General features: G+C 41.2%; 16 protein-coding genes. 9 read left to right on the top strand and 7 right to left on the bottom strand.

Features of this window, described 5'->3' with window-relative positions; translation table 11 throughout:
• Positions 1-10 precede the first annotated feature (10 nt).
• From M1D84_RS15150 to map, 3 genes are all read right to left on the bottom strand, one after another.
• Entirely contained in the window at positions 11-148 is a 138-nt protein-coding gene (locus M1D84_RS15150) for a YflJ family protein (protein ID WP_064497716.1), read from the bottom strand.
• A 134-nt stretch (positions 149-282) separates the two neighbouring features.
• Complete coding sequence (locus M1D84_RS15145; RefSeq protein WP_087978305.1) at positions 283-444, bottom strand: hypothetical protein; 162 nt, start codon at positions 442-444, stop codon at positions 283-285.
• A 123-nt stretch (positions 445-567) separates the two neighbouring features.
• Positions 568-1,317, bottom strand: a complete 750-nt coding sequence (map, locus tag M1D84_RS15140; RefSeq protein WP_024424611.1) for a type I methionyl aminopeptidase — start codon at positions 1,315-1,317, stop codon at positions 568-570.
• A gap of 187 nt (positions 1,318-1,504) precedes the next feature.
• Between map and nagE the strand changes: the two genes are divergently transcribed.
• Positions 1,505-2,872 carry an N-acetylglucosamine-specific PTS transporter subunit IIBC gene (gene nagE, locus M1D84_RS15135; RefSeq protein WP_103132781.1) on the top strand — a complete coding sequence of 456 codons (1,368 nt, stop codon included), beginning with the start codon at positions 1,505-1,507 and terminating at the stop codon, positions 2,870-2,872.
• A gap of 18 nt (positions 2,873-2,890) precedes the next feature.
• On the opposite strand, the gene M1D84_RS15130 is transcribed toward nagE, so the two are convergent.
• Positions 2,891-3,649, bottom strand: a complete 759-nt coding sequence (locus M1D84_RS15130) for a DUF817 domain-containing protein (protein ID WP_103132782.1) — start codon at positions 3,647-3,649, stop codon at positions 2,891-2,893.
• A 195-nt stretch (positions 3,650-3,844) separates the two neighbouring features.
• Here M1D84_RS15130 and M1D84_RS15125 point away from each other — a divergent pair, with 195 nt between their 5' ends.
• Positions 3,845-4,348, top strand: coding sequence for a DoxX family protein (locus M1D84_RS15125; RefSeq protein WP_024424614.1), 504 nt, complete (start codon positions 3,845-3,847; stop codon positions 4,346-4,348).
• Positions 4,349-4,392: 44 nt separating this feature from the next.
• Here the strand turns inward: M1D84_RS15125 and M1D84_RS15120 are convergent, their stop codons facing one another.
• Together M1D84_RS15120 and M1D84_RS15115 are read right to left on the bottom strand one after the other, a co-directional pair.
• Complete coding sequence (locus tag M1D84_RS15120; RefSeq protein WP_332285276.1) at positions 4,393-4,971, bottom strand: YjgB family protein; 579 nt, start codon at positions 4,969-4,971, stop codon at positions 4,393-4,395.
• Positions 4,972-5,069: 98 nt separating this feature from the next.
• Positions 5,070-7,052, bottom strand: a complete 1,983-nt coding sequence (locus M1D84_RS15115; protein ID WP_212048764.1) for an LTA synthase family protein — start codon at positions 7,050-7,052, stop codon at positions 5,070-5,072.
• 579 nt (positions 7,053-7,631) lie between these two features.
• Here M1D84_RS15115 and M1D84_RS15110 point away from each other — a divergent pair.
• The 7 genes from M1D84_RS15110 to M1D84_RS15080 all read left to right on the top strand — a co-directional run bounded on the left by M1D84_RS15110 (position 7,632) and on the right by M1D84_RS15080 (position 16,185).
• The gene (locus M1D84_RS15110) at positions 7,632-9,290 is read left to right on the top strand and encodes a pyridoxal phosphate-dependent decarboxylase family protein (protein ID WP_044334637.1); all 1,659 of its coding nucleotides are present in this window, start codon (positions 7,632-7,634) and stop codon (positions 9,288-9,290) included.
• A gap of 31 nt (positions 9,291-9,321) precedes the next feature.
• Positions 9,322-11,046 carry a methyl-accepting chemotaxis protein gene (locus tag M1D84_RS15105; RefSeq protein WP_133744867.1) on the top strand — a complete coding sequence of 575 codons (1,725 nt, stop codon included), beginning with the start codon at positions 9,322-9,324 and terminating at the stop codon, positions 11,044-11,046.
• 179 nt (positions 11,047-11,225) lie between these two features.
• A complete protein-coding gene (locus M1D84_RS15100) occupies positions 11,226-11,615 on the top strand; it encodes a DnaJ family domain-containing protein (protein ID WP_024425281.1) in 390 nt (129 codons plus the stop codon).
• Between the two features lie 164 nt (positions 11,616-11,779).
• Positions 11,780-13,216, top strand: coding sequence for a PTS system trehalose-specific EIIBC component (gene treP, locus M1D84_RS15095; protein WP_122631765.1), 1,437 nt, complete (start codon positions 11,780-11,782; stop codon positions 13,214-13,216).
• Between the two features lie 15 nt (positions 13,217-13,231).
• A complete protein-coding gene (gene treC / locus M1D84_RS15090) occupies positions 13,232-14,932 on the top strand; it encodes an alpha,alpha-phosphotrehalase (RefSeq protein WP_073204283.1) in 1,701 nt (566 codons plus the stop codon).
• A 19-nt stretch (positions 14,933-14,951) separates the two neighbouring features.
• Positions 14,952-15,680, top strand: a complete 729-nt coding sequence (treR, locus tag M1D84_RS15085; protein WP_034623146.1) for a trehalose operon repressor — start codon at positions 14,952-14,954, stop codon at positions 15,678-15,680.
• A 70-nt stretch (positions 15,681-15,750) separates the two neighbouring features.
• A complete protein-coding gene (locus M1D84_RS15080; protein ID WP_073204286.1) occupies positions 15,751-16,185 on the top strand; it encodes a terpene synthase in 435 nt (144 codons plus the stop codon).
• Positions 16,186-16,271: 86 nt separating this feature from the next.
• Here M1D84_RS15080 and M1D84_RS15075 read toward each other — a convergent pair whose 3' ends face one another.
• On the bottom strand, positions 16,272-20,564 hold the full coding sequence (locus tag M1D84_RS15075) for a multifunctional 2',3'-cyclic-nucleotide 2'-phosphodiesterase/3'-nucleotidase/5'-nucleotidase (RefSeq protein WP_283859952.1): 4,293 nt from the start codon (positions 20,562-20,564) through the stop codon (positions 16,272-16,274).
• Positions 20,565-20,679: the final 115 nt, after the last annotated feature.

Raw genomic sequence — 20,679 nt, 5'->3', positions numbered from 1 at the left:
TTTTCAGCGTTTATGAGCTGCGTTTCTTTTGCTCAAGAAGATTTGCAAGGAAATATGTTTTTAAGCTTTGAAGCTTTCTTCCTTCATGCTTAGTCACACCAAGCTTCTTTAATTCTTCGACATACCAGCCTTTGCTACCATAATGCATGATAGAAAACTCCTTTCAATTGAAACTGCCTGCATTGTAACATCTCAAAAAAGGACGTGAAAAGCGTGCAGGTGTCAAGAAATGAAAACTGATTCTATCTGCCTATGATCCATGTATATGCTGGAAATATTGATTTATGAATTTGGCGGGTTGAGGGTAACGAGGATCATGCCGACCGTCATAATCATGATGACAACACCAAGATAGGTCATCATGGATTGTTTTTTCTTAATCCCTACAACCGTTAAGATAATACTTTCGATGAAAAAGATAACACCTATGATGATGAACCACATATCAAATAAGACCCCTTTCACATATCTTTGCCTATTTTACCACAGGCTTTTTTGTTTAGTCGTGACAGATTCGTGAAACGGGCATGAAAAAATCCCCTCTCAGTGAAGGAGGGGACCCGCTGCTTACAGCTTTGTTAAAATAATCGGTTCGTCTTTAGTGATCACAATGGTATGTTCAATCTGTGCGACTAGACTTTTATCTGGTGTTTTAAATGTCCAGCCATCATCAGCCTGATAAATCGATTCAGCATTTGTTGAAATGAAAGGTTCAAAGGCAATGACTGTGCCATTTTTAAACAAAGCATTATCGAATGGATCATAGTAGTTCAAGATATGGTTAGGTGCTTCATGCAGATTCTTCCCAATGCCGTGTCCTGTCAGGTTTTTAATGACGGTAAATCCTTGTTCTTTCGCTGTATTGTAGACCGCACGGCCAATTTGGTTTTGTCTTTTACCGGCTTTTGCATGTTTTAATCCTTCAAGGAACGCATCTTCCGCACACTTACATAATGCTTCAAGACGAGCATCACCTGTACCTAAAACGAATGAAATGCCCGTATCGGAATAATAGCCGTCCAGTTCTGCTGAGATATCAATGTTCACGAGGTCGCCCTCTTGTAAAATGGTTTTTTCACTTGGGATACCGTGTGCAACTTCATCGTTCACGCTGATACAAGTGGTACCAGGGAAGTCATATTCCTTTTCAGGTGCTGAATTGGCACCGTGCTCTTCTAATATTTTTTTCCCAATCAAATCTAATTCTTTTGTAGACATGCCTGGTTTCGCTTGGCTTTTCATTTCTTCTCTTGCCAAAGCGACAATTCGGCCGACTTTTTTTAAGGCTTCTAACTCATGATCATGTTTGACAATCACTGTTCATTCCCGCTTTCTATATCTTCATTCTATTCAATAGCTTACCACATTTTACGCAAAAAGAGTAAAGAGCGGAATTCAAATGGATGTGGACAAATTGGTATAGATAACTAGACGTGCATATGATATATTTTTTATGAACATCATGAATGCTTTGGTCATGATGATGACAAAGGGGGGAAATCAGATGGTGTTTCAGTTTTTTCAAAAGCTAGGAAAATCATTTATGCTTCCAATCGCTGTACTTCCAGCAGCAGGGATTATTTTGGCCATTGGGCGGGAGGATGTATTCAATATCCCGTTTATTCATGCGGCAGGGAATGCAATTTTTGCGAACTTGGCTTTAATTTTTGCAATGGGTGTAGCGATTGGTATTTCAAAGGATGGGAACGGGGCAGCGGCATTATCAGGAGCGATCTCTTATTTTATTTTGTCAGCCGGTACAACGTCGATTAACTCAACCAACAATATGGGTGTATTGGGCGGTATTTTATGCGGGCTTTTGGCAGGTTATGTTTACAATAAATTTAAGGATACGAAACTGCCGGAATACTTAGGTTTCTTTAGCGGAAGGCGGCTTGTGCCTATAATGACCGCACTTTTCACCATTCTATTAGCAGCCGTTTTCGGATATGTATGGCCGCCGATTCAAAGTGTAATCAATGATTTAGGAGAATGGATTTTAAGCCTTGGTGCAACAGGTGCAGGGCTGTTTGGTTTCTTTAACCGATTGCTCATTCCATTAGGACTTCACCATGTCTTGAATAACTTATTTTGGTTTCAATTCGGTGAATTCAGCGGGGCAACAGGGGATTTAGCGCGATTCTTTAAAGGAGATCCAAGTGCAGGTGTCTTTATGACTGGATTCTTCCCAGTGATGATGTTTGGTCTGCCAGCGGCATGTCTAGCCATGGTTGTAACTGCAAAACCTGAGAAACGAAAAGCAACAGCTGGTCTGATGATTGGGATGGCACTTACATCATTTATAACAGGGATCACTGAACCAATTGAATTTTCTTTTATGTTTTTATCACCACTTTTATATGGTGTCCATGCTATTTTGACGGGGCTTTCGCTTTTTATTGTGAACACTCTTGGGATTCATAGCGGTTTTGCCTTTTCAGCAGGTGCGATTGATTACGTCTTAAGCTTCGGTATTGCGCAAAAACCGATCTTGCTTCTTGTAGTAGGAATCATTTATGGCGTCGTGTACTTTGTCGTTTTCTATTTCCTCATTAAACTATTAAAGCTGAAAACACCAGGCAGGGAAGATGATGACATGGAAGATATCGCAACGGATGATGCGGTGACGGCAGGTGGGGCGAGTATGCTCGTAGAGGGGCTTGGCGGCAAAGACAATATCACCAACATTGATCATTGTGCCACACGTCTTCGCTTAACAGTAGAGGATACTAATTTATTAAATGAAGGTACATTGAAAAAAGCAGGTGCCAAAGGGGTGCTGACTTCTGGAAAAACATCCGTACAAATTATTATTGGAACGAATGTAGAATTTGTCGCAGACGATCTCCGTAAGGTAGTCGATCGAGATTAAAAAAAACGTTCAGCCAGGTCAAATGGGCTGAACGTTTTTTTGTTTACGCTGTTCGATCACTAGCACAATACTGATCACAACGAGTAAGAACCATGAGCTGATTTTCCCTAGATGAACAATGGACCAAGCATGCTGCTGATTTGGATATTGCCATGCGCCTAAAAAGGTGGTGACATTTTCGGCAATCCAAATAAAAAAGCCAATCAGGAGAAATGAAGCAACAAGCGGCATTCGAAAGGAAGATGGACCAACCTGAAACGAAACCGATGTTTTCCGAAACACAACAACAAGCAGACATGTCAGCCACCATCTGACATCATAGAGCCAGTGATGCGTAAAGAAATTGAGATAAATGCACAAACTGATGCCAATTGAAAAAAATGGATGAGGCCAGTCGGCCACTTTTACATGAAGTCGTAAAAATGCCTGATAAATATAACTAGCCACACTTGCATACATAAAGCCGCTATAAAGTGGAACCCCAAATATTTTTGTATAAGCTTCTTCTGGATAGGACCAAGAGCCCATATGTACTTTATACACTTCTAAACAGATTCCTATGAGATGAAATAGACAAATGACCTTTAGCTCCGCCCAAGTCTCCAGCCGCAGCGTCAGCATCAGGATCTGAGCCGTGAGGCAAAGTAGCAGAATGAAATCATACCGGTGAAGAAAAGTAATAGACACCGTCTTTGATAGGGCAAGCGCCGCAAAGATCATGACGGGGAATAGACATGAGATGGCCTGTAAATAAGCAAAATGAAATAGTGTTTTCATACAATATTAAACCCCTTTTTACGGTCTGAAATGACTTAGACGGTTTCAGCAAGGGAAAAGTTTACCTCAATTAGATATTCATGAACAATTTGTGAATATATATGTGAAAAAGATCACAAATTAGATATAGCATAGTATAATAAGATCATAAAGAAAATGTGAAATATTTCACATAATTTAAAAGGAGGCATCATCATGTTTACAAAATTCTTACAAACGAATGTATGGGCAGCCGTTATCCTTTTGGCAGCAAGACTTTATATCGGATGGACTTGGCTGACATCTGGTATTGGAAAACTAACAGGTGGATTTGATGCATCAGGCTATTTGCAATTTGCGATATCTGAACCTGTCGTCAAAGATGGTCATCTTGTGTATCCGTTATATGTATGGTTTTTAGAAAATGTCGCTTTGCCGAATGCCGGATTATTTAGTGCCATGGTCATGTGGGGAGAAATCTTAGTAGGCCTAGGATTAATTGTCGGATTATTCACAACAACGGCAGCCTTTTTTGGAAGCGTGATGAATGTCTCTTTCTTACTAGCTGGAACTGTCTCTGTGAACCCGCTGCTTCTTTTGATCGCAGTCTTCATCATGGCAGCGAAAGGAAATGCCGGAAAACTTGGTCTTGATTATGTAGCAGGTCCAGTCCTCAAACGAAAATTGAAAAGAAAGCCGCAATTAGAAGTGGCATCATAATAAAAGAAAAGCATCCTGAGTAAACGCTCAGGATGCTTTTTTATTTAAGAAGTGGCTTTTATCAAGTTGATATGCAGCACGGTGAGTTCATGCTGGCTGATATCAGGATCATGTCCAACGATAAATTCGAGCTCATAATCACCGGTTCGATACACATATTTTTTCTCTTTTGTCTGCGGAATGGTGCTCACTGAATCCGCTGGTCCAAGCTGTTTCTTTAGTAACGAAGGGGTCATACCGCCGATATTTGTTTCTTTTTCTACATTTGTACCGAAATAACGGATTTCATCAATTTTGCCTTTTGCATCATAGTGAAAAGCAAATCCGGGATTCCCCATTTCCGCATGATACAAATCAAAGCTGCTTTGACCTGTTTCTGGGTATGGATTTCCGAGCTTATGATGAACGTCTTTTTTTGTTTGAACGCCTATTTTCAGTCCCTGAGCATAGTAGGGCATTTGTCCTTTATGTGCCAGCTTATAAATGTTGTTAAGTGCGGCTTTTGGACCTTGAGGAACGGATTGCTCTGCGACCATGGCGTGTGCTGAGACAGCAGGGCTGAAAGCGAAAAGGGCAGACGAAGCAAGTGAGGCAGTCACGACAAAAGCTGCTGATTTCTTCATGATATATCCCTCCTTCTTCTCCTATACCCGGAGTAATCATGATCAAACGTAAAAAGAACCAGCTGATCAAGGATCGGCTGGTTCTTAGCATGAGAACGTTATTTTGAAGAAGAGCTGGATTCATCTTTGGCGGAAGAGGAATCCTTTTCATCCTGTACTTTCTTTGTATAGTCATAATCATTGCGGTCAATCGGTGTAAAGCCTTTAGGCTTGTAGAAACGGAGTAAATCTTCGGTGACAATCTTATCAGATGTCTCCAGCATCTTTTTCACCGTTTCATTTTCTTGGGATGCCTTATCAGTTGGCTCGATTTTCTCGCCTGTTTTGTTGCTGTAATAGTTATTGCCTACTTTCGTGTAGTCCTTAGACACGAAGTCACCATTTCTAAATGGCACAAGCTCTTTAAAGTTCTTCGATAAGATATCAGAACCAGACATTAAATAGTTCTTCGTATCATCGCCAAGCAGGTGCAGAAGAGTTGGTGCGACATCGACTTCACCAGAGTATTTATGAATCTGTCCGCCTTTTACGCCAGGAACATGGATAAAGAGCGGCACACGCATGAGCTGCGCATTTTCATAATCTCCAATTTTTTGTCCTGTCACTTTTTCCATCGCTTCATTATGGTTTTCAGAAATACCGTAATGATCTCCGTACATAATGACGACTGTGTTGTCATAAAGACCTGACTTTTTTAGATCATTGAAGAACTGTTCAATCGCTTCATCTAAATAATGAGCCGATTGGAAGTAGTTATCGACGACAGAGTCACCGAAATCACCAGGTTGGAAATCAGTATCACCTTCGTCCATTCCAAATGGGAAATGATTCGATAAGGTAATGAACTTCGAATAAAACGGCTGCTTCAAGTTTTCAAGCATTGGCATCGATTCTTTGAAGAACGGTTTGTCTTTCAGTCCATAGTTCTTCGTATCCTGCTCGTTCATATCGTAGTACTCAGAATCGTAAAATCTGTCATACCCAAACGACTTAAACATTTCATTACGGTTCCAGAAGGTTTTCGTATTGCCATGGAATTCTGCTGACGTGTACTGATCCTTCTTCAGAATGCCAGGAAGTGCTTGATACGTGTTTTGCGCTTTGTTAATAAAAACAGAGCCCTGTGATAATGGGAATAGCCCAGTATCCATCATAAATTCAGCATCAGACGTTTTTCCCTGTCCTGTTTGATGGAAGAAGTTATCAAAGTAAAACGTTTTGTTGTCGTGTGCCAATGAATTAAGGAATGGCGTTACTTCTTTTCCATTCACCTTATAATCAATGACAAAGTTTTGCAGAGATTCAAGAGAAATTGTAATGACGTTCATGCCTTTCGCTTTCCCGTAATAAGCAGGGTTAGGATCAGCACTGTTCGCTTTTAAATAGTTCTCTACATCTGTCACGTCATTTGAATTTGCCAGAGCACGCTGGCTGTTTGATTTCACATTTTGAATGGCATCAAACACAGTAAAGTTATAAGCACCTAAATATTTAACTAAATAATTGCGGTCGAACGATCTTGATAAAAGCTCTGGACGATCGATCTCTGCAGCAACTAAGTTTAAAACAAAGATCACAACAGAGGACACAAGGACGAGTCTAAACGATTTTGACTTTTGAACAGGTACAGTGGCTGTACTTGTTTGCTGCTGCCTTTTCATGCGGACTGCAAGTACAATCAAAATGATTGTATCAATAAAGTAAAACACATCAGTCCAACGCATGAGTGAAAATGCACTATCACCTAATTGTCCGCCATTCGTTCCTGCCTGCATCACTGTAGGCAGCGTGATAAAGTCATTGAAGAATCGATAGTACACGATGTTTGCGTATAGTAAAAAAGACATGAAAAAGTGAATCACAATGATAGCGGCAGGCTGCCATTTTTTCTTGAACAATAAAGCAAAGCCAAGAAAGAACAAGCTGGAGCTAATAGGATTCACGAAAAGCAAAATATGCTGAAGCACATTTGATATACCAAGTTTAAATTCGATTAAATACGCTGAATACGTTTTGAGCCATAGTAAGATGGCTGCAATCAGAAAGAAGCCGAGACCTCTTTTTTGAATAAATGTTTTCATATAAACACTCCTTTTCTCCGTTAAACGGAAGAGGCGGAACGAAAGAAAACGAACCATTAGAATATACCACGAAATGCACAAATAGAAAAGTCATAACCAGTGAAGAGCCTTTGCAAGCCTGTCCGAGCAATAAAAGGAGAGGAAATGAAAATATTCGCCCATCGAAAAACTTTTTATGAAAATTGACCTATTATTGACAGAAAATTCAGCAATTTTCCAGTTGCTATATCAATAAAACAGGTAAAAAGATACAAGTCTAAAGAATTAATTTAATTTCTACAATGGTCATTTAGAGAGTATTTCCATTGTTTATTAATGTTTATGCAGGTTAAACAAAAAAAATGAGCCATGTAATAGAATAAGACGATGGATAAAAATTCCTCCTATACAATATATCAATATATTTTTGTGTTTCGTGAACATAATGGTTTTCATGTGTTTTTTAAGGGTTTCATTTATTTTAATAAGTGAACAAATTATCTAAATATACTTAAGTGAACATATCGAGACTATAAACTTCTGAATTGGGGTCGATATAGACAGTGACAGGAAATCTTCCATTGAAAGGATTGATAGTATATGACTGTACGAGCAGAGAACCTCGTTCAGAACTGGTTTCCGAGTGAGGATGGAAATGCAGGAGAGCGTAAAGAACTCATCAAATTGATGGAGCAGATCATTTCAGGGGTCGATGACCTGAAAGATCCCAACCGTGCACACCTTAAAGGTGAAAAGAATCGTGGGGAGGATTTTTACAAAAAGCTCACTGAAACAAGTCAAATTCCGATGAACGGCCAGCAAGCGGAACTTGTGAATGAAGAATTACTGAAGCTTTTACATAACCATCCATACCACACCAAGTATTTCTTCACGAACATTTTGCCAATGGCAAGTACACCAGGAATTTTAGGCATGCTGACAGCTATGCTGGTAAACGGAAACAACCTTTGGGATGTTTATGGACCAGCAGGTGCGGAAGCTGAGGTCAGAGTGGTCTCAATGATGTCTAAGCTCATCGGATATGATCCAAATATGAGCGGGGGATATACAACATGGGGAGGTCAAGGAGCGATTTTTTCAGGACTTCGTTTAGCGATCGCAAAAGCTGCGCCGGAGTCACTGCGAAAAGGAGTTCCACAAAATCTTTATGCGTTTTGTTCTGATGCTGCACATTACAGCTTATTTAAGTCAATGGAAGCAACAGGACTAGGCACAAACAACTTAATCAGAATTAAGACGAATAAAGATCATTCAATGGATATGGAAGATTTGCGTTGTCAAATGGAACGTGTTGCACAGGGTGGCGGAATTCCCGTTTATATTGTGGCAACAACCGGAACAACAGATGCCATTGCAATTGATGATGTCAAAGGGGTACGTGAAACAGCAGAAGCGATTGCTGAAAAGTATGATCTGAAGGTGCCGCATATTCATGCAGATTCGGCGCTGGGTGGATTCTTTGCTTTCTTTAATGAGTATGATGTATCAGAAAACCCGCTGCAATTCTCAGTCGGTGTTCTTCGTATGCTAAAAGAAATCAAAGCGAAATTCCAGCATCTTTCTCTTGCAGACTCGATGTGCTTTGATTTTCAAAAGCTTGGCCAAACACCTTACACATCCAGTTTATTCTTAGTGAAAAACGCTGCTGACTTAAAGCGTTTGGACCTGGAGGAACAAGAGACACCATATGTTGGCCATAGAGGCTACGGTGAATACCATACGGGTTATACACTTGAGTGTTCAAGAATGGGAAGCTCAATCAGCATGCTGAGTGTGCTCTTAACGTTTGGGGTTGAAGGCTATCAGCGCTTGCTCGGTCAATTCTTAGAAGTGAACCTTGCCTTCAGAGAAGCACTTAGTCGAGAAATTCCGCAAGCAGAAGTCGTGAATGATGACAACGTCGGAATGGCTACATTATTTAGAATTTACCTAGACGGCTCACCGCGTTTTCAAGAAGAGATTTCTGGCGAAGCGACTTCAATGGAAATTGAGCGAAACAATGAATTGAACAAAATGCTGTTTGAAAAACTTGGAGAGAAAAGAGATGAGATGTTCTTTGGCGATACAACGAAGTTTTTACTTGTCAACTCAAAAGAAGGTCAAGAATTCTATCTAAGTGTTAGTAAGTTTTTTGTCATCTCACCTTATACGTTACCAGAGCATATCCCTCATATCGTATCTTATTTAAAAGATGTGATTGCATCTGTTTGTGGTCAATTTGAAAATGTACATGCTTAAATCAAATCTGAGAGTGGAGATGTAGGAAAAAATGGCGAAACAAAGGAAATTTGGAGGATACACGATATCCTCTAAAATCATGTCAGTCGTTACCGTAACATTACTCGCAACCGTAGCATTATTCGTTCTAACCTTTTATCTAGTGAGCCAGGATTTATCATCCCAGTTATTAAAGCAATTTGATTATCGATTAACAACAGATATTGATACCGCCAAAAAAGAAATCGATAACATCGATGGAAACGTACTCAGCATTAGCGGGAAGGATGATCCTATTTATGCTGAGATCAAAACGAAATTCGCAGAGCTTCAAAAAGATCATACGCTTGAGAACTTATACGTGTTATCTAATAAAGGCGGCAAAGAAAGAATTATTATACTAACCGGTGAAGAAAATGACTTTGATCAAGATTATGCTTTTTCAGAAGAGATGAAACAAGCGCTCTCTGAAGATAAAATGGTCAAAAGTGATATTTACAAAGATTCATTTGGTACACATAAATCAGTCTTTTTGCCAATCAAGGATTCAGGCGGTGAGCTGACAGGGATTTTAGGCATTGATTTAGATGCGTCTGTCGTGCCTCAAACAACGCAGAAGTTGATGATCTATATCACAGTGGCATCTGCCATTGTGCTTATCGGTGGATTACTCTTCTCATACTTCATGGGAAGAAGAATTGCAAAACCAGCACGTTCCTTGATGGAATCAGCGAATCGAATTGCTGACGGTGATTTAACTGGTATGGTAGAGGTTGAAAGTAAAGATGAGATCGGCCAGCTTGCCGCATCCTTCCAAAAGATGCAGGGACGGATTAAAGAGCTCATTTCGAAAATCTCAAACTCATCTAGTGAAGTGTCGAAAATGTCTTCACAGCTTCGTACGGTGACGACCGAATCAAGTCAAAGTGCGCAGCAAGTATCAGAAGCTATGACGAATATGAGTGAAGGAATCAATGATTCTGTCGCAAATATCACGGATTGTACGACATCCGTTGCAGAGATCGATACTCAAATCGAAGGCGTCACAAAAGAAGTCGACGAAATGAAATCTGTTTCATCTGACGTACAAAAGCAATCAGAATCTGGTCAAAAATTAGTGAACCATGTGCTTGATCATCTGAATATGCTACATGACAAGATGACCAACTCAAAGCAGGCAGCAGAAGAATTACAATCTCATTCAACGGAGATTGAAAGTGTCATCTCAATTATTACGGACATTTCAGCCCAAACGAATCTGCTTGCACTGAATGCTTCAATTGAAGCGGCACGTGTTGGAGAAGAAGGAAAAGGGTTTGCTGTTGTGGCAGATGAGGTGCGCAAGTTAGCTGAGCAATCAGCGGATGCGGCTAAAACCGTTTCAGACCTTGTCATCGGCACACAGGAAAACAGTCAGCGCGTTCTTGAAAGTGTAGAGGAAAGTAGTAAAGCAGTGGAAGAAGGACGTGAGCAAATGGAAGGCACGTCACAAAATTTCGCTTTGATTTACGACGGTGTATCTCAGTTTTCAAGAAGAACGAACAATTTGCTTGCTTCTATTAAGCAAGTTGAGCAAGCATATCAAACGATTTCTACATCGATTGAGCAAATTTCTGTTGTATCGGAAGAACATGCAGCCAGCTCTCAAGAAGTGGCGGCAGCAACAGAACAGCAAAGTGCTGGTATGCAGCAAATTTCAAGTGCGATTGAACAGCTCTCTGACATGTCAGAGGACTTAGCACAAATGGTCTCAACCTTCAAAGTCGACAATAAATAACGAGAAAGGGCTAAAATATTTTAGCCCTTTTTCTCTTTTCAGCGAAGAAGGGACGAGCACCTGAGCGCAGGATAGACACCGAATGCGAGGGAGTGTCTAGATGCTGAAGCTGACTCTTGTGAGAGAGCCAGCTTTTTTGCTATGCTTAATCAAATACTTGCGGCGAAAGGAGAAACGCTATGGATTTTGCGCAGAGATTATCAGAAGAACGGATCAAAAAAGCGATGGATAACGGGGCTTTTGAAGGATTATCTGGCTTTGGGAAACCTCTGCCAAAAGATGATGCTGCTCATGTACCAGAAGAACTTAGAATGGGCTACCGCATCATGAAAAATGCCGGATTTGCCGGGGAAGAAACAGCGCTGAAAAAAGAACTCATGACTGTCAAAGAATTACTTCAATCAAGCATAGATGGAGAAGAAAGAAAGAAACTGTCTCTTATCTGTGAAGAAAAACAAAAACGTCTGGATGAACTTACATCTAAGCGCCAAACTTTTGCCCGCCCAGCCTCCTCCTTTTACAAAAATAAGGTCTACGAGAAATTAACGGAGCATAAAAAAAGAGGATGACACGCTGCCTCTCCCTGAGCACATTGAGGGAGCTTTTTTTATGTAAGCGTTGCATTTTGTTGTTGACTACATGTATATACAAATATAAAATATAAAGTAACATGTATATACAAGTTTTTTGGTTCTTTTTTCTTATATAAAAAAACGATCTCGGAGGGGATAGTATGGCTGATTATCAGGCAGCAGCAGATCAGATTGTGAAAGCCATCGGCGGCAAAGAAAATATTGATCAAGCGACACATTGTGTAACAAGGCTGCGCTTTGTGCTGAAAGATGAAGGCAAGGTGGATGAGAAAGCACTTGAACAAATTGATGAAGTGAAGGGATCTTTCTCAGCGAACGGTCAATACCAAGTGGTTATCGGCCAAGGGGTCGTCAATCGAGTATATGCCGAAATGGTCAAAAGGACGGGGATTGGGGAAGCCACAAAAGAAGACGTCAAGCGTGCCTCTGATCAAAAATTAAATCCATTGCAGCGTGCTGTGAAAACGCTTGCGGATATCTTTATACCAATTCTTCCTGCCATCGTCACAGCCGGTTTATTAATGGGGATTAATAATATTTTAACAGCTCCTGATATTTTCTTCGATCAAAAATCGATTGTGGATGTGTATCCGGCATGGGCTGATTTAGCGAATATGATCAACTTAATTGCAGGCACTGCCTTCACCTTCCTGCCAGCATTAATTGGCTGGTCAGCTGTGAAGCGGTTTGGGGGAAATCCGCTTTTAGGAATGGTCCTTGGACTGATGCTTGTACATCCGGACTTGTTAAACGCATGGGGCTATGGAGCGGCTGAGAAGACCGGTGACATTCCTGTTTGGAACTTGTTTGGACTTGAAGTGCAGAAGGTAGGCTATCAAGGACAGGTTCTTCCGATACTCGTTGCTTCCTATTTACTTGCAAAGCTCGAATTATTTATCACAAAACGGACACCTGAAAGTATTCAGCTGTTAGTTGTTGCACCGATTACGTTATTAGTCATTGGATTTTTATCATTTATCGTCATTGGACCAGTTACCTTTGCAATCGGTAATGTTTTAACATCTGGACTTGTAGCCGTCTTCCAGCAATTCGCAGCACTTGGCGGTCTATTATACGGCGGACTGTATGCAGCATTAGTCATTACAGGAATGCACCATACGTTCCTTGCTGTGGATATTCAATTGATTAACTCAAAGCTGCACGGCACGTTCCTATGGCCAATGCTTGCACTGTCCAATATCGCACAAGGATCAGCTGCATTGGCAATGATGTTTGTCTTAAAAGATGAAAAACAAAAAGGACTTTCGCTGACATCAAGTATTTCTGCTTATTTAGGAATTACCGAACCGGCGATGTTTGGGGTCAACCTGCGTTATCGATTCCCATTTATTTTTGCACTGATCAGCTCAGGATTAGCCGGTATGTTTATCGCCTCTCAAGGGGTGCTGGCAAGCTCAGTTGGTGTTGGAGGCATTCCAGGAATCTTCTCCATTATCCCGAAATATTGGGGGGCATTTGCAATTGGAATGGTGATTGTACTCATCCTCCCATTCATCGGAACTCTTTTATATGCAAAACTAAAAAAGAAGAAGGATTTTTCAGAAGAACTTAACTAGTGGTGGTGAAGGAAATTGAATCAGCAATCAAATGAACCATGGTGGAAAAAAGCGGTGGTCTATCAAATTTATCCGAAGAGCTTTTTAGATACAACGGGCTCTGGTACAGGGGATATCAATGGCGTGACGAAAAAGCTTGATTACATTAAAGAGCTTGGGGCGGATTGTATTTGGCTCACGCCAATGTATGAGTCCCCGCAGCATGACAACGGCTATGACATTAGTAATTATACAAAAATCCATGACATGTACGGCACAATGACAGATTTTGAACGCATGCTGAAAGAAGCGCATGAGAGAGGAATACGAGTCATCATGGATCTAGCCGTTAACCATACATCCATTTTCCATGAGTGGTTTCAAGCCTCGCGTGAGTCAAAGGATAACCCTTACCGAGATTATTATATTTGGAAGGAGCCAAAAGCGGACGGATCTCCGCCGAATGATTGGCAGTCGAAATTTGGCGGCCCAGCCTGGGAACTAGACGAAGTAACAGGAGATTATTATCTTCATTTATATGATGTCACTCAGGCGGATCTCAATTGGGAGAAGGATGAGGTGCGCAGGCAAGTATATGACATCATGCACTTTTGGTTTGAAAAAGGAATTGATGGGTTCAGGCTGGATGTCATCAACAACATCTCAAAGGATCAGCGCTTCTTAGATGATGCCGGACAATCTGTGCAAGGCGACGGCCGCATGTACTATACAGACGGGCCAAGAATTCATGAATTTCTGCATGAAATGAACCAGGAGGTTTTTTCGAAATACGATAGCATGACAGTTGGAGAAATGTCTTCAACGAATATCGCAGACTGCATTCGGTATACAAGACCTGATCGGCAGGAGCTGGATATGACGTTCAATTTCCATCATTTAAAGGTGGATTATCCAAACGGCGAAAAATGGGCGATCGCACCATTTGATTTTCAAGAATTAAAGTCGATTCTGTCTGAATGGCAGACGAAAATGCATGAGGGCGGCGGCTGGAATGCGTTGTTCTGGTGCAATCATGATCAGCCGCGTATCGTCTCAAGGTATGGTGATGATGACACGTATCATCAGCAATCAGCGAAGATGCTGGCGACCACGATTCATCTGATGCAGGGGACTCCTTATATTTATCAAGGTGAGGAAATTGGCATGAAGAATCCTCGCTTTGAGGACATTTCGTCTTACCGTGATATCGAATCACTCAATATGTACGAAGTCATGCTTGAAAAGGGAAAATCAAAGGAAGAAGCACTCGCCATTTTACAGGTCAAGTCAAGAGATAATGCGAGAACACCAATGCAGTGGACCTCAGAGAAGAATGCAGGTTTCTCAACAGGAACACCTTGGATTGAGCCAGCCCATAACGACATTTCGGTCGAAGCTGCGTTAAAAGACCGGACGTCCATTTTCTATCATTACCAAGCCCTTTGCAGACTGCGTAAAGAACTTGATGTGATCACATATGGTAGCTTCTCCTTACTTTTAGCAGAAGATCCAAAGATTTTTGCTTATGTTAGAGAAAGCAAGGATGAGAAGCTCCTCGTGATCAATCACTTTTATCCAGGGGAGGCGGACTTTACGCTTCCTGATGAGCTTGTGCAGGCTGTAGATGAGATGGAGAGGCAAGTCCTGTTATCCAATTATGAGGATGTGCCGGCACATATCAAGGGATTTACGTTGCGCCCATATGAGTCAATCGTTTATCATTTAACCAAACGCTAGAAAATGGGGCGGAGGGAAAATGAAAGAGAATAAGTTTCGAGTGATTTATGATCAGCTCGCAAGACGAATTGAGCAAGGTGAATGGCAGGATAAAGGCATCCTCCCATCAGAACATGAACTTTCTATCATGTACGACACGTCCCGGGAGACGGTGAGAAAGGCATTAAATATTCTTGTACAAAATGGCTATATTCAAAAAATCCGCGGAAAAGGCTCTGTATTGCTGAATCGGGAGAAAATGCAGTTCCCTGTATCAGGTCTTGTCAGCTTTAAAGAGCTTTCCCAAACGCTTGGCCGAAAGACAGTCACAACGGTTCATGAATTTGGCTTAATTAAACCGGATCAGTATATTCAATCTCAGCTGAAAATTGATGAACAGACAGACGTTTGGAAAGTCATTCGATCTCGTAATATTAGCGGGGAAGAAGTGATTTTAGACAAGGACTACTTCTTGCAAAAGCATGTTGAAGTCTTGACTAAAGACATATGCGAAGGATCCATCTACGAGTATATTGAGGGAGAACTAGGTGTATCGATCAGCTATGCTCAAAAGGAATTTGTGGTAGAGCCATGTACAGAAGAGGATGCGAAGTACCTTGATTTGAAGGGATTTGACCATGTTGTCGTGGTAAAGAATTATGTGTTCTTAGAGGATACTAGTCTATTTCAATACACAGAAAGCCGTCACCGATTAGACCGCTTCAGATTCGTCGATTTTGCTAGAAGAGAAAAAACGGACAGAGCATAGGCTCTGTCCGTTTCAATTTTTGGAGAAGCGGGGATATACAACGACAAGATCATGATTTATAGGAGGAAAAATGATTAAACTGAATCGACCACTAAAATTACGGGATTTAGAAATTTTTAGCGTGATGAAAGATCATCGAATATTATGTTACGTGATCATTGAAGATACTCGAAAACCGTTTACGGAAGAAGATCGAAAACTAGAGCCATTATGTTATATGGATGAAGAAGATATACAAGCGATTTTGAATGTGTTTCATATTTCAATTATTAATGATGAAAAGTTAAGTGAAGAGGATTTAACTCTTGTAGAGGATTATTTTGCTGATTTTGTGAATAATACGAACTTAACGAATTTTATTATAAGAGATTATGTTCAAGAGGATTTATATGCCATCGATGATGAAGATGATATCACGTTCTTCAATAGAATGCTGCGTCATATAGGATCAGATAATGTGAAAGAATTTGATAAGCGCAATTGGATTTATTTATCCCAAGATTGAGATGAAAAGAAGACAAAGGGCTAAAATCAAGATCATTTTAGCCCTTTGTCAACAATATGAGGACAGAGCATACGCTCTGTCCTTTTTTAGGATGATACATTTTTTCTTGTACGCTTGCGCTGGTAGTAATATAGGATACCGCCTAAGGCAAGCATAAGTACACCAATCAATACAGCTGTATACATCATCGTTGCTGTATTAGGCAGTGTTCCGCCTGGGAGTCCGGTTCCATCTTGGTTTGGATCTGTACCTGTACCTCCGCCTGGCGCTGATGTACCGCCGTCTCCGCCAGTTTGATCTGGCGTTGTTCCAGCTGCCCCGCTTTGGTTGAGTACGGTATATTCGCTGAAGTGTTCAGTTTGACCTGATACGACCCCATTTTCGAACGATCCGTTACTTGTTTTGGCATAACGGTTTTTCTTGCGGTCTACATAATATACACCAGGTTTCTTCGCCTTTTGAGGCTCATCTAATGTAAAGGATAGTGTGACAGGATCTTTAAAGGTAGAAACCTTTTTCTGATCTTGTTTGATTTGGAAATCATACGTATCCGTTAATGCATTTTTCACCTTATTCGTCTTTTTCATCCATATATCTGCGCTATTTTCGGACAAATTAGAGAGCGGTAATGCGAGTCCCACTTTGTCATGATAGATGGTGACGTTTGGATCTTGCTCTCTTTTCTTCAGCTCGGCTACCTGCGCTTTTGATAGAGACAATTGAACGTTTTTCGCTTCGCTTGCTTTGTCTAAATAGAGCAATGCTTTGTTTGTATGCTGCACATACGTTTGGAATTTCTCATCATCTTGAATGTCATAGGCGCCTTTTCCTTTCGCACGCGGAAGGAACACTTCTTTCACTCGATGATCGATGACAGGAGAAATATGCCCGCCGTCTGCCTGTTCAATTTGCTCTTTGAAGATTTCATAGTCAACATAGCCTAAGTCTTCGCCGTGAGAAGCTTCTGTAAAGACGCTGTAGCCATCTCCGCCTGTGCCGACAAATGCGTTTGTCGCCACGCGGTATGTTTTCTGATCATCAATGTCTGTTAGTTTGCCGTTTTGGTCTTTCAGTTTGACATCAATGAGTCTGCTGCCAGCTGGTTTACTCAGTGTAAACGTATATTCAATGCCGGCTACATGAGGGAACGCGCCGCCGCCTTCTTCAATCCCTGAAAGCCCTTGTTCGAGTGCTTTCTTAATTTGGCTGCCTTTTAAATCTGCGACATAGAGTGTGTTTCCGAATGGCATGACCGTTAAAATATCACCTAATGTGATATCTCCTTTTTCAATGCTGCCTCGAATACCGCCGCCGTTTGTGATGGCAAGGTCAGCACCAGCAGATTCTTGTGCTTTTTTCAGCATGCCGTCAGCAATAAAGTTCCCAAGGTTCGTTTCCTTCGCACGGACATGCTCGCGTTGTCCATCTAAGAGGACATCGGTAGACCCGACTTTTTCCGTTTTTAAATCTTGAATATCTGCCTTGTACTGATCGAGGATTGCTTTTGCATCGGCATCTTCTTTGACGGAGTCATCGATGGTGATGAGGTCAAAAGAAGATTCCTTTGGCTGTACGACTCCTTTTTGATTAAAGGCCACGTCTACTTTTCCTAAGAATTGTCCGTAGTCTTTTACCTGTGCGACAATTGTTGGTTCTTTCTTATTGACGACCTTTAATTTTTCAACAAGGGTGTGCGTGTGACCGCCAATGATTAAATCAATCCCGTCTACTTTTTGAGCAAGCTCAAGGTCACGGTTATAGCCAATGTGTGTTAAAGCAATGATTTTGTTGATTTTTTCTTTTGTTTGAATGGTGTTGACTGTTTCTTTTGCTTTCTTGTACGCATCCTTGAATTGAATGTTAGGACCGCTGCTGGACGTAATGGCCGTGTCTTCAGTCGTTAAGCCGAATACAGCCACTTTCTCACCGTTTACATCAAGTAGGATGTATGGGTAAATCCCAGCTTCTTTTTTCTCACCAGCTTTAAATGTGGCTGGCTTTTTCACTAAGCCGCTCAATTGTTTTTCCTTAGAGACATCAACGTTTGATGACACAATTGGGAATGCAGGCTTTTCAAATTGATGACGGTTTTTCGCATCTACATCTGATGCATCACCTGTCAGGAATTGACGAAGAACAGAAGGACCTTTGTCAAATTCATGATTACCAAACGTCATGGCATCATATTTCATTAAGTTCATCAGTTTTAGGTCGGCAAGTCCTTGCCATTTTGTGAAATATAGGTCACCAGAGAAGACATCTCCAGCATCTAATAAAATGTTGTTTTTGCTTTCGGCTCGAACTTCTTTAATCTTTGTTGCACGTCTTGCCGCATCATCAAGGTGTGCGTGTGTATCGTTTGTATGCATCACCGTTAAATTCCAGTTATCTGATGCAGGCGGTTCTGTTGTGCCATCCTCTTTAAAGGCTAGCTTGTACACGCCAAGACCATCTGTGCTGGCGTTACGAACAAAATCTACGCTGCTTGATTTTTCAGCAAACGGCTTAGCTAAAAGAGAAGATTCGAATGTGACTGTTGCGCCCTTGACTGGTGCAATGGACCAGTTTTGATCCGCACTTGGATTGATGGTTTTTTGTTCGATAATATAATCCATCAGCACTTGGCGGTTCTCATCAGCTGAGGCAAGCACCACTTTATCTTGCGTCAGATGCGGGAAGCCCCCGCCGCCAGAAGCTCGATAGTTGTTCGTTACGACTAAAAATTCTTGATTGTCAGAGACTGGCTTCCCATTGTAGGACAAGTTTTTGATGCGGTTTGCATTCGCATTAACAAGAGTGCCTGTTGTGCTGTACTTAGCAGGCTGCGTCACATCGACTTGATAGGTGACACCATCGATCACATCAAAGTTATACGAGCGGTATTCTTCGTTTAAAATAGGCTGTTCATTTGAATTGTTTGGTTTGATCTGATTAAACTGTCCAGCAGACATCTCAAGCCAGTCTTTCAATTCACTGCCTTTCAGTTTGACAATCTGCACGGTGTTATCGTAAAGGTAGAGATCGCCGATGTTTTTAATGGCTAAATCACCTTTTGCGATATTTGTATAATAATTTACACCGTTTCGGCCGCCAGCTTTAAACGGGGCGCCTGCAGATAAAATCGGTAAGTTTTTGTATGACGTGTCCTTCATTTTTTCTTGTGCATACCATTTTTGTGCATCAGTCACAATTTGAATAGAAGGGTCATCCATCACTTGAGCAAAAAAGCTGTTAATGTCTGCTTCTGTTTTACCAACAGGTTTTCTCACATACTCAAGTGTGTTTTGATGCGTTGTTTGAATGGCATCTTTCACAGTGCTGTTTTGAGAGGTGACTCCTGCAACAGATTCAATCTTTCCTGTTCCGTCTGTGACCTTCCATTTGCTGCCGTCAGGCTCTAATGTTAAATCAATGACTCCGAGGTAGCTTCCCCAGTTTTTTGACATGACGACTGGAATGCCGTTGATGGTTCCTTTTGAGACATCGAATTTGTCGACGCCGCTATATTCAGCGCTTGGGAATGTGCCGTGCTGGTGGCCGGACACGATCGCATCGATGCCTTTCGTTTTTGTGGCAAGGTCAAAGATCATATTTTCTGATCCTTTAGGTGAAGCGGTTTTTTCAATTCCTGTATGGGCAAGAGCGACGATGATATCTGCGCCTTTTTCCTTCATTTCAGGAATGGTTTCATTGGCAGATTCGACGATATCCTGCACTTGAACTTGTCCATCTAAATGCTTTTTATCCCACGTCATGATTTGCGGTGGAACGAATCCTATGTAACCGACTTTCACAGTTTGTGAAGCTCCGTTTGCATCTTTAAATGTTTTTTCTTGGATCACATAAGGCGTAAAACGGTGTTCTCCATTTAACTTTTTGACGTTCGCATTGACAATCGGGAAGTTAGCCCCGGCAATAGTACCGTCAAGGAAGGATAATCCGTAGTTAAATTCATGATTGCCAAGTGTGCCTGCATCGTACTTTAGTTTGTTGAGTGTATGAATAATGGGGTGAACCTTTGTTTGATTGATGATACTGTCTTTTTCATTTTTGTAAACGTATTCTCCAAGAGGGGTTCCTTGAATCAGGTCTCCGTTATCAACAAGGAGTGTATTTGGATTTTGTGAACGGTGCTTTTCAATCAGCTCGGCTGTTTTTGCCAAACCAAATTCATTTGTTTCTTTGTCGCTGTAATAATCGTAATTCATCATGTTCGCATGGACATCCGTTGTGGCTAAGATGCTTACTTTTACGGCATCGCCGTTTTCTATTGCTGCATGAGTAGGTACTGCTGGGAGAATGAGACTAATCATCATAATGGAAGTGAGCAGAATAGACAGGTTTTTCCTTCGTTTAGACCTATGTGCTTGCTTCTTCACCTGATCTCCGCCTTTCTAATTTTTTTGACCACAATACCTATTGTAGAAATGTTTCGTTAACTTTTGTAGTTATTTTTTGCAGATTATTGTAAAGATAACATAAATCATACGAATT

This window comes from Bacillus sp. PK5-006 (assembly GCF_054161415.1).
The sequence above is the reverse complement of the archived record's forward strand: the minus strand, read 5'-3'. Positions and strand labels throughout refer to the sequence as shown.

Bases quoted from the DNA above. Each gene is read 5' to 3' on its own strand.
- M1D84_RS15125 (WP_024424614.1), top strand. From the start codon at position 3,845: ATGTTTACAAAATTCTTACAAACGAATGTATGGGCAGCCGTTATCCTT.
- treP (WP_122631765.1), top strand. From the start codon at position 11,780: ATGGCTGATTATCAGGCAGCAGCAGATCAGATTGTGAAAGCCATCGGC.
- M1D84_RS15080 (WP_073204286.1), top strand. From the start codon at position 15,751: ATGATTAAACTGAATCGACCACTAAAATTACGGGATTTAGAAATTTTT.
- M1D84_RS15150 (WP_064497716.1), bottom strand. From the start codon at position 148: ATGCATTATGGTAGCAAAGGCTGGTATGTCGAAGAATTAAAGAAGCTT.
- M1D84_RS15130 (WP_103132782.1), bottom strand. From the start codon at position 3,649: ATGAAAACACTATTTCATTTTGCTTATTTACAGGCCATCTCATGTCTA.
- M1D84_RS15115 (WP_212048764.1), bottom strand. From the start codon at position 7,052: ATGAAAACATTTATTCAAAAAAGAGGTCTCGGCTTCTTTCTGATTGCA.
- M1D84_RS15120 (WP_332285276.1), bottom strand. From the start codon at position 4,971: ATGAAGAAATCAGCAGCTTTTGTCGTGACTGCCTCACTTGCTTCGTCT.
- M1D84_RS15100 (WP_024425281.1), top strand. From the start codon at position 11,226: ATGGATTTTGCGCAGAGATTATCAGAAGAACGGATCAAAAAAGCGATG.
- M1D84_RS15105 (WP_133744867.1), top strand. From the start codon at position 9,322: ATGGCGAAACAAAGGAAATTTGGAGGATACACGATATCCTCTAAAATC.
- M1D84_RS15145 (WP_087978305.1), bottom strand. From the start codon at position 444: ATGTGGTTCATCATCATAGGTGTTATCTTTTTCATCGAAAGTATTATC.
- nagE (WP_103132781.1), top strand. From the start codon at position 1,505: ATGGTGTTTCAGTTTTTTCAAAAGCTAGGAAAATCATTTATGCTTCCA.
- M1D84_RS15110 (WP_044334637.1), top strand. From the start codon at position 7,632: ATGACTGTACGAGCAGAGAACCTCGTTCAGAACTGGTTTCCGAGTGAG.
- treR (WP_034623146.1), top strand. From the start codon at position 14,952: ATGAAAGAGAATAAGTTTCGAGTGATTTATGATCAGCTCGCAAGACGA.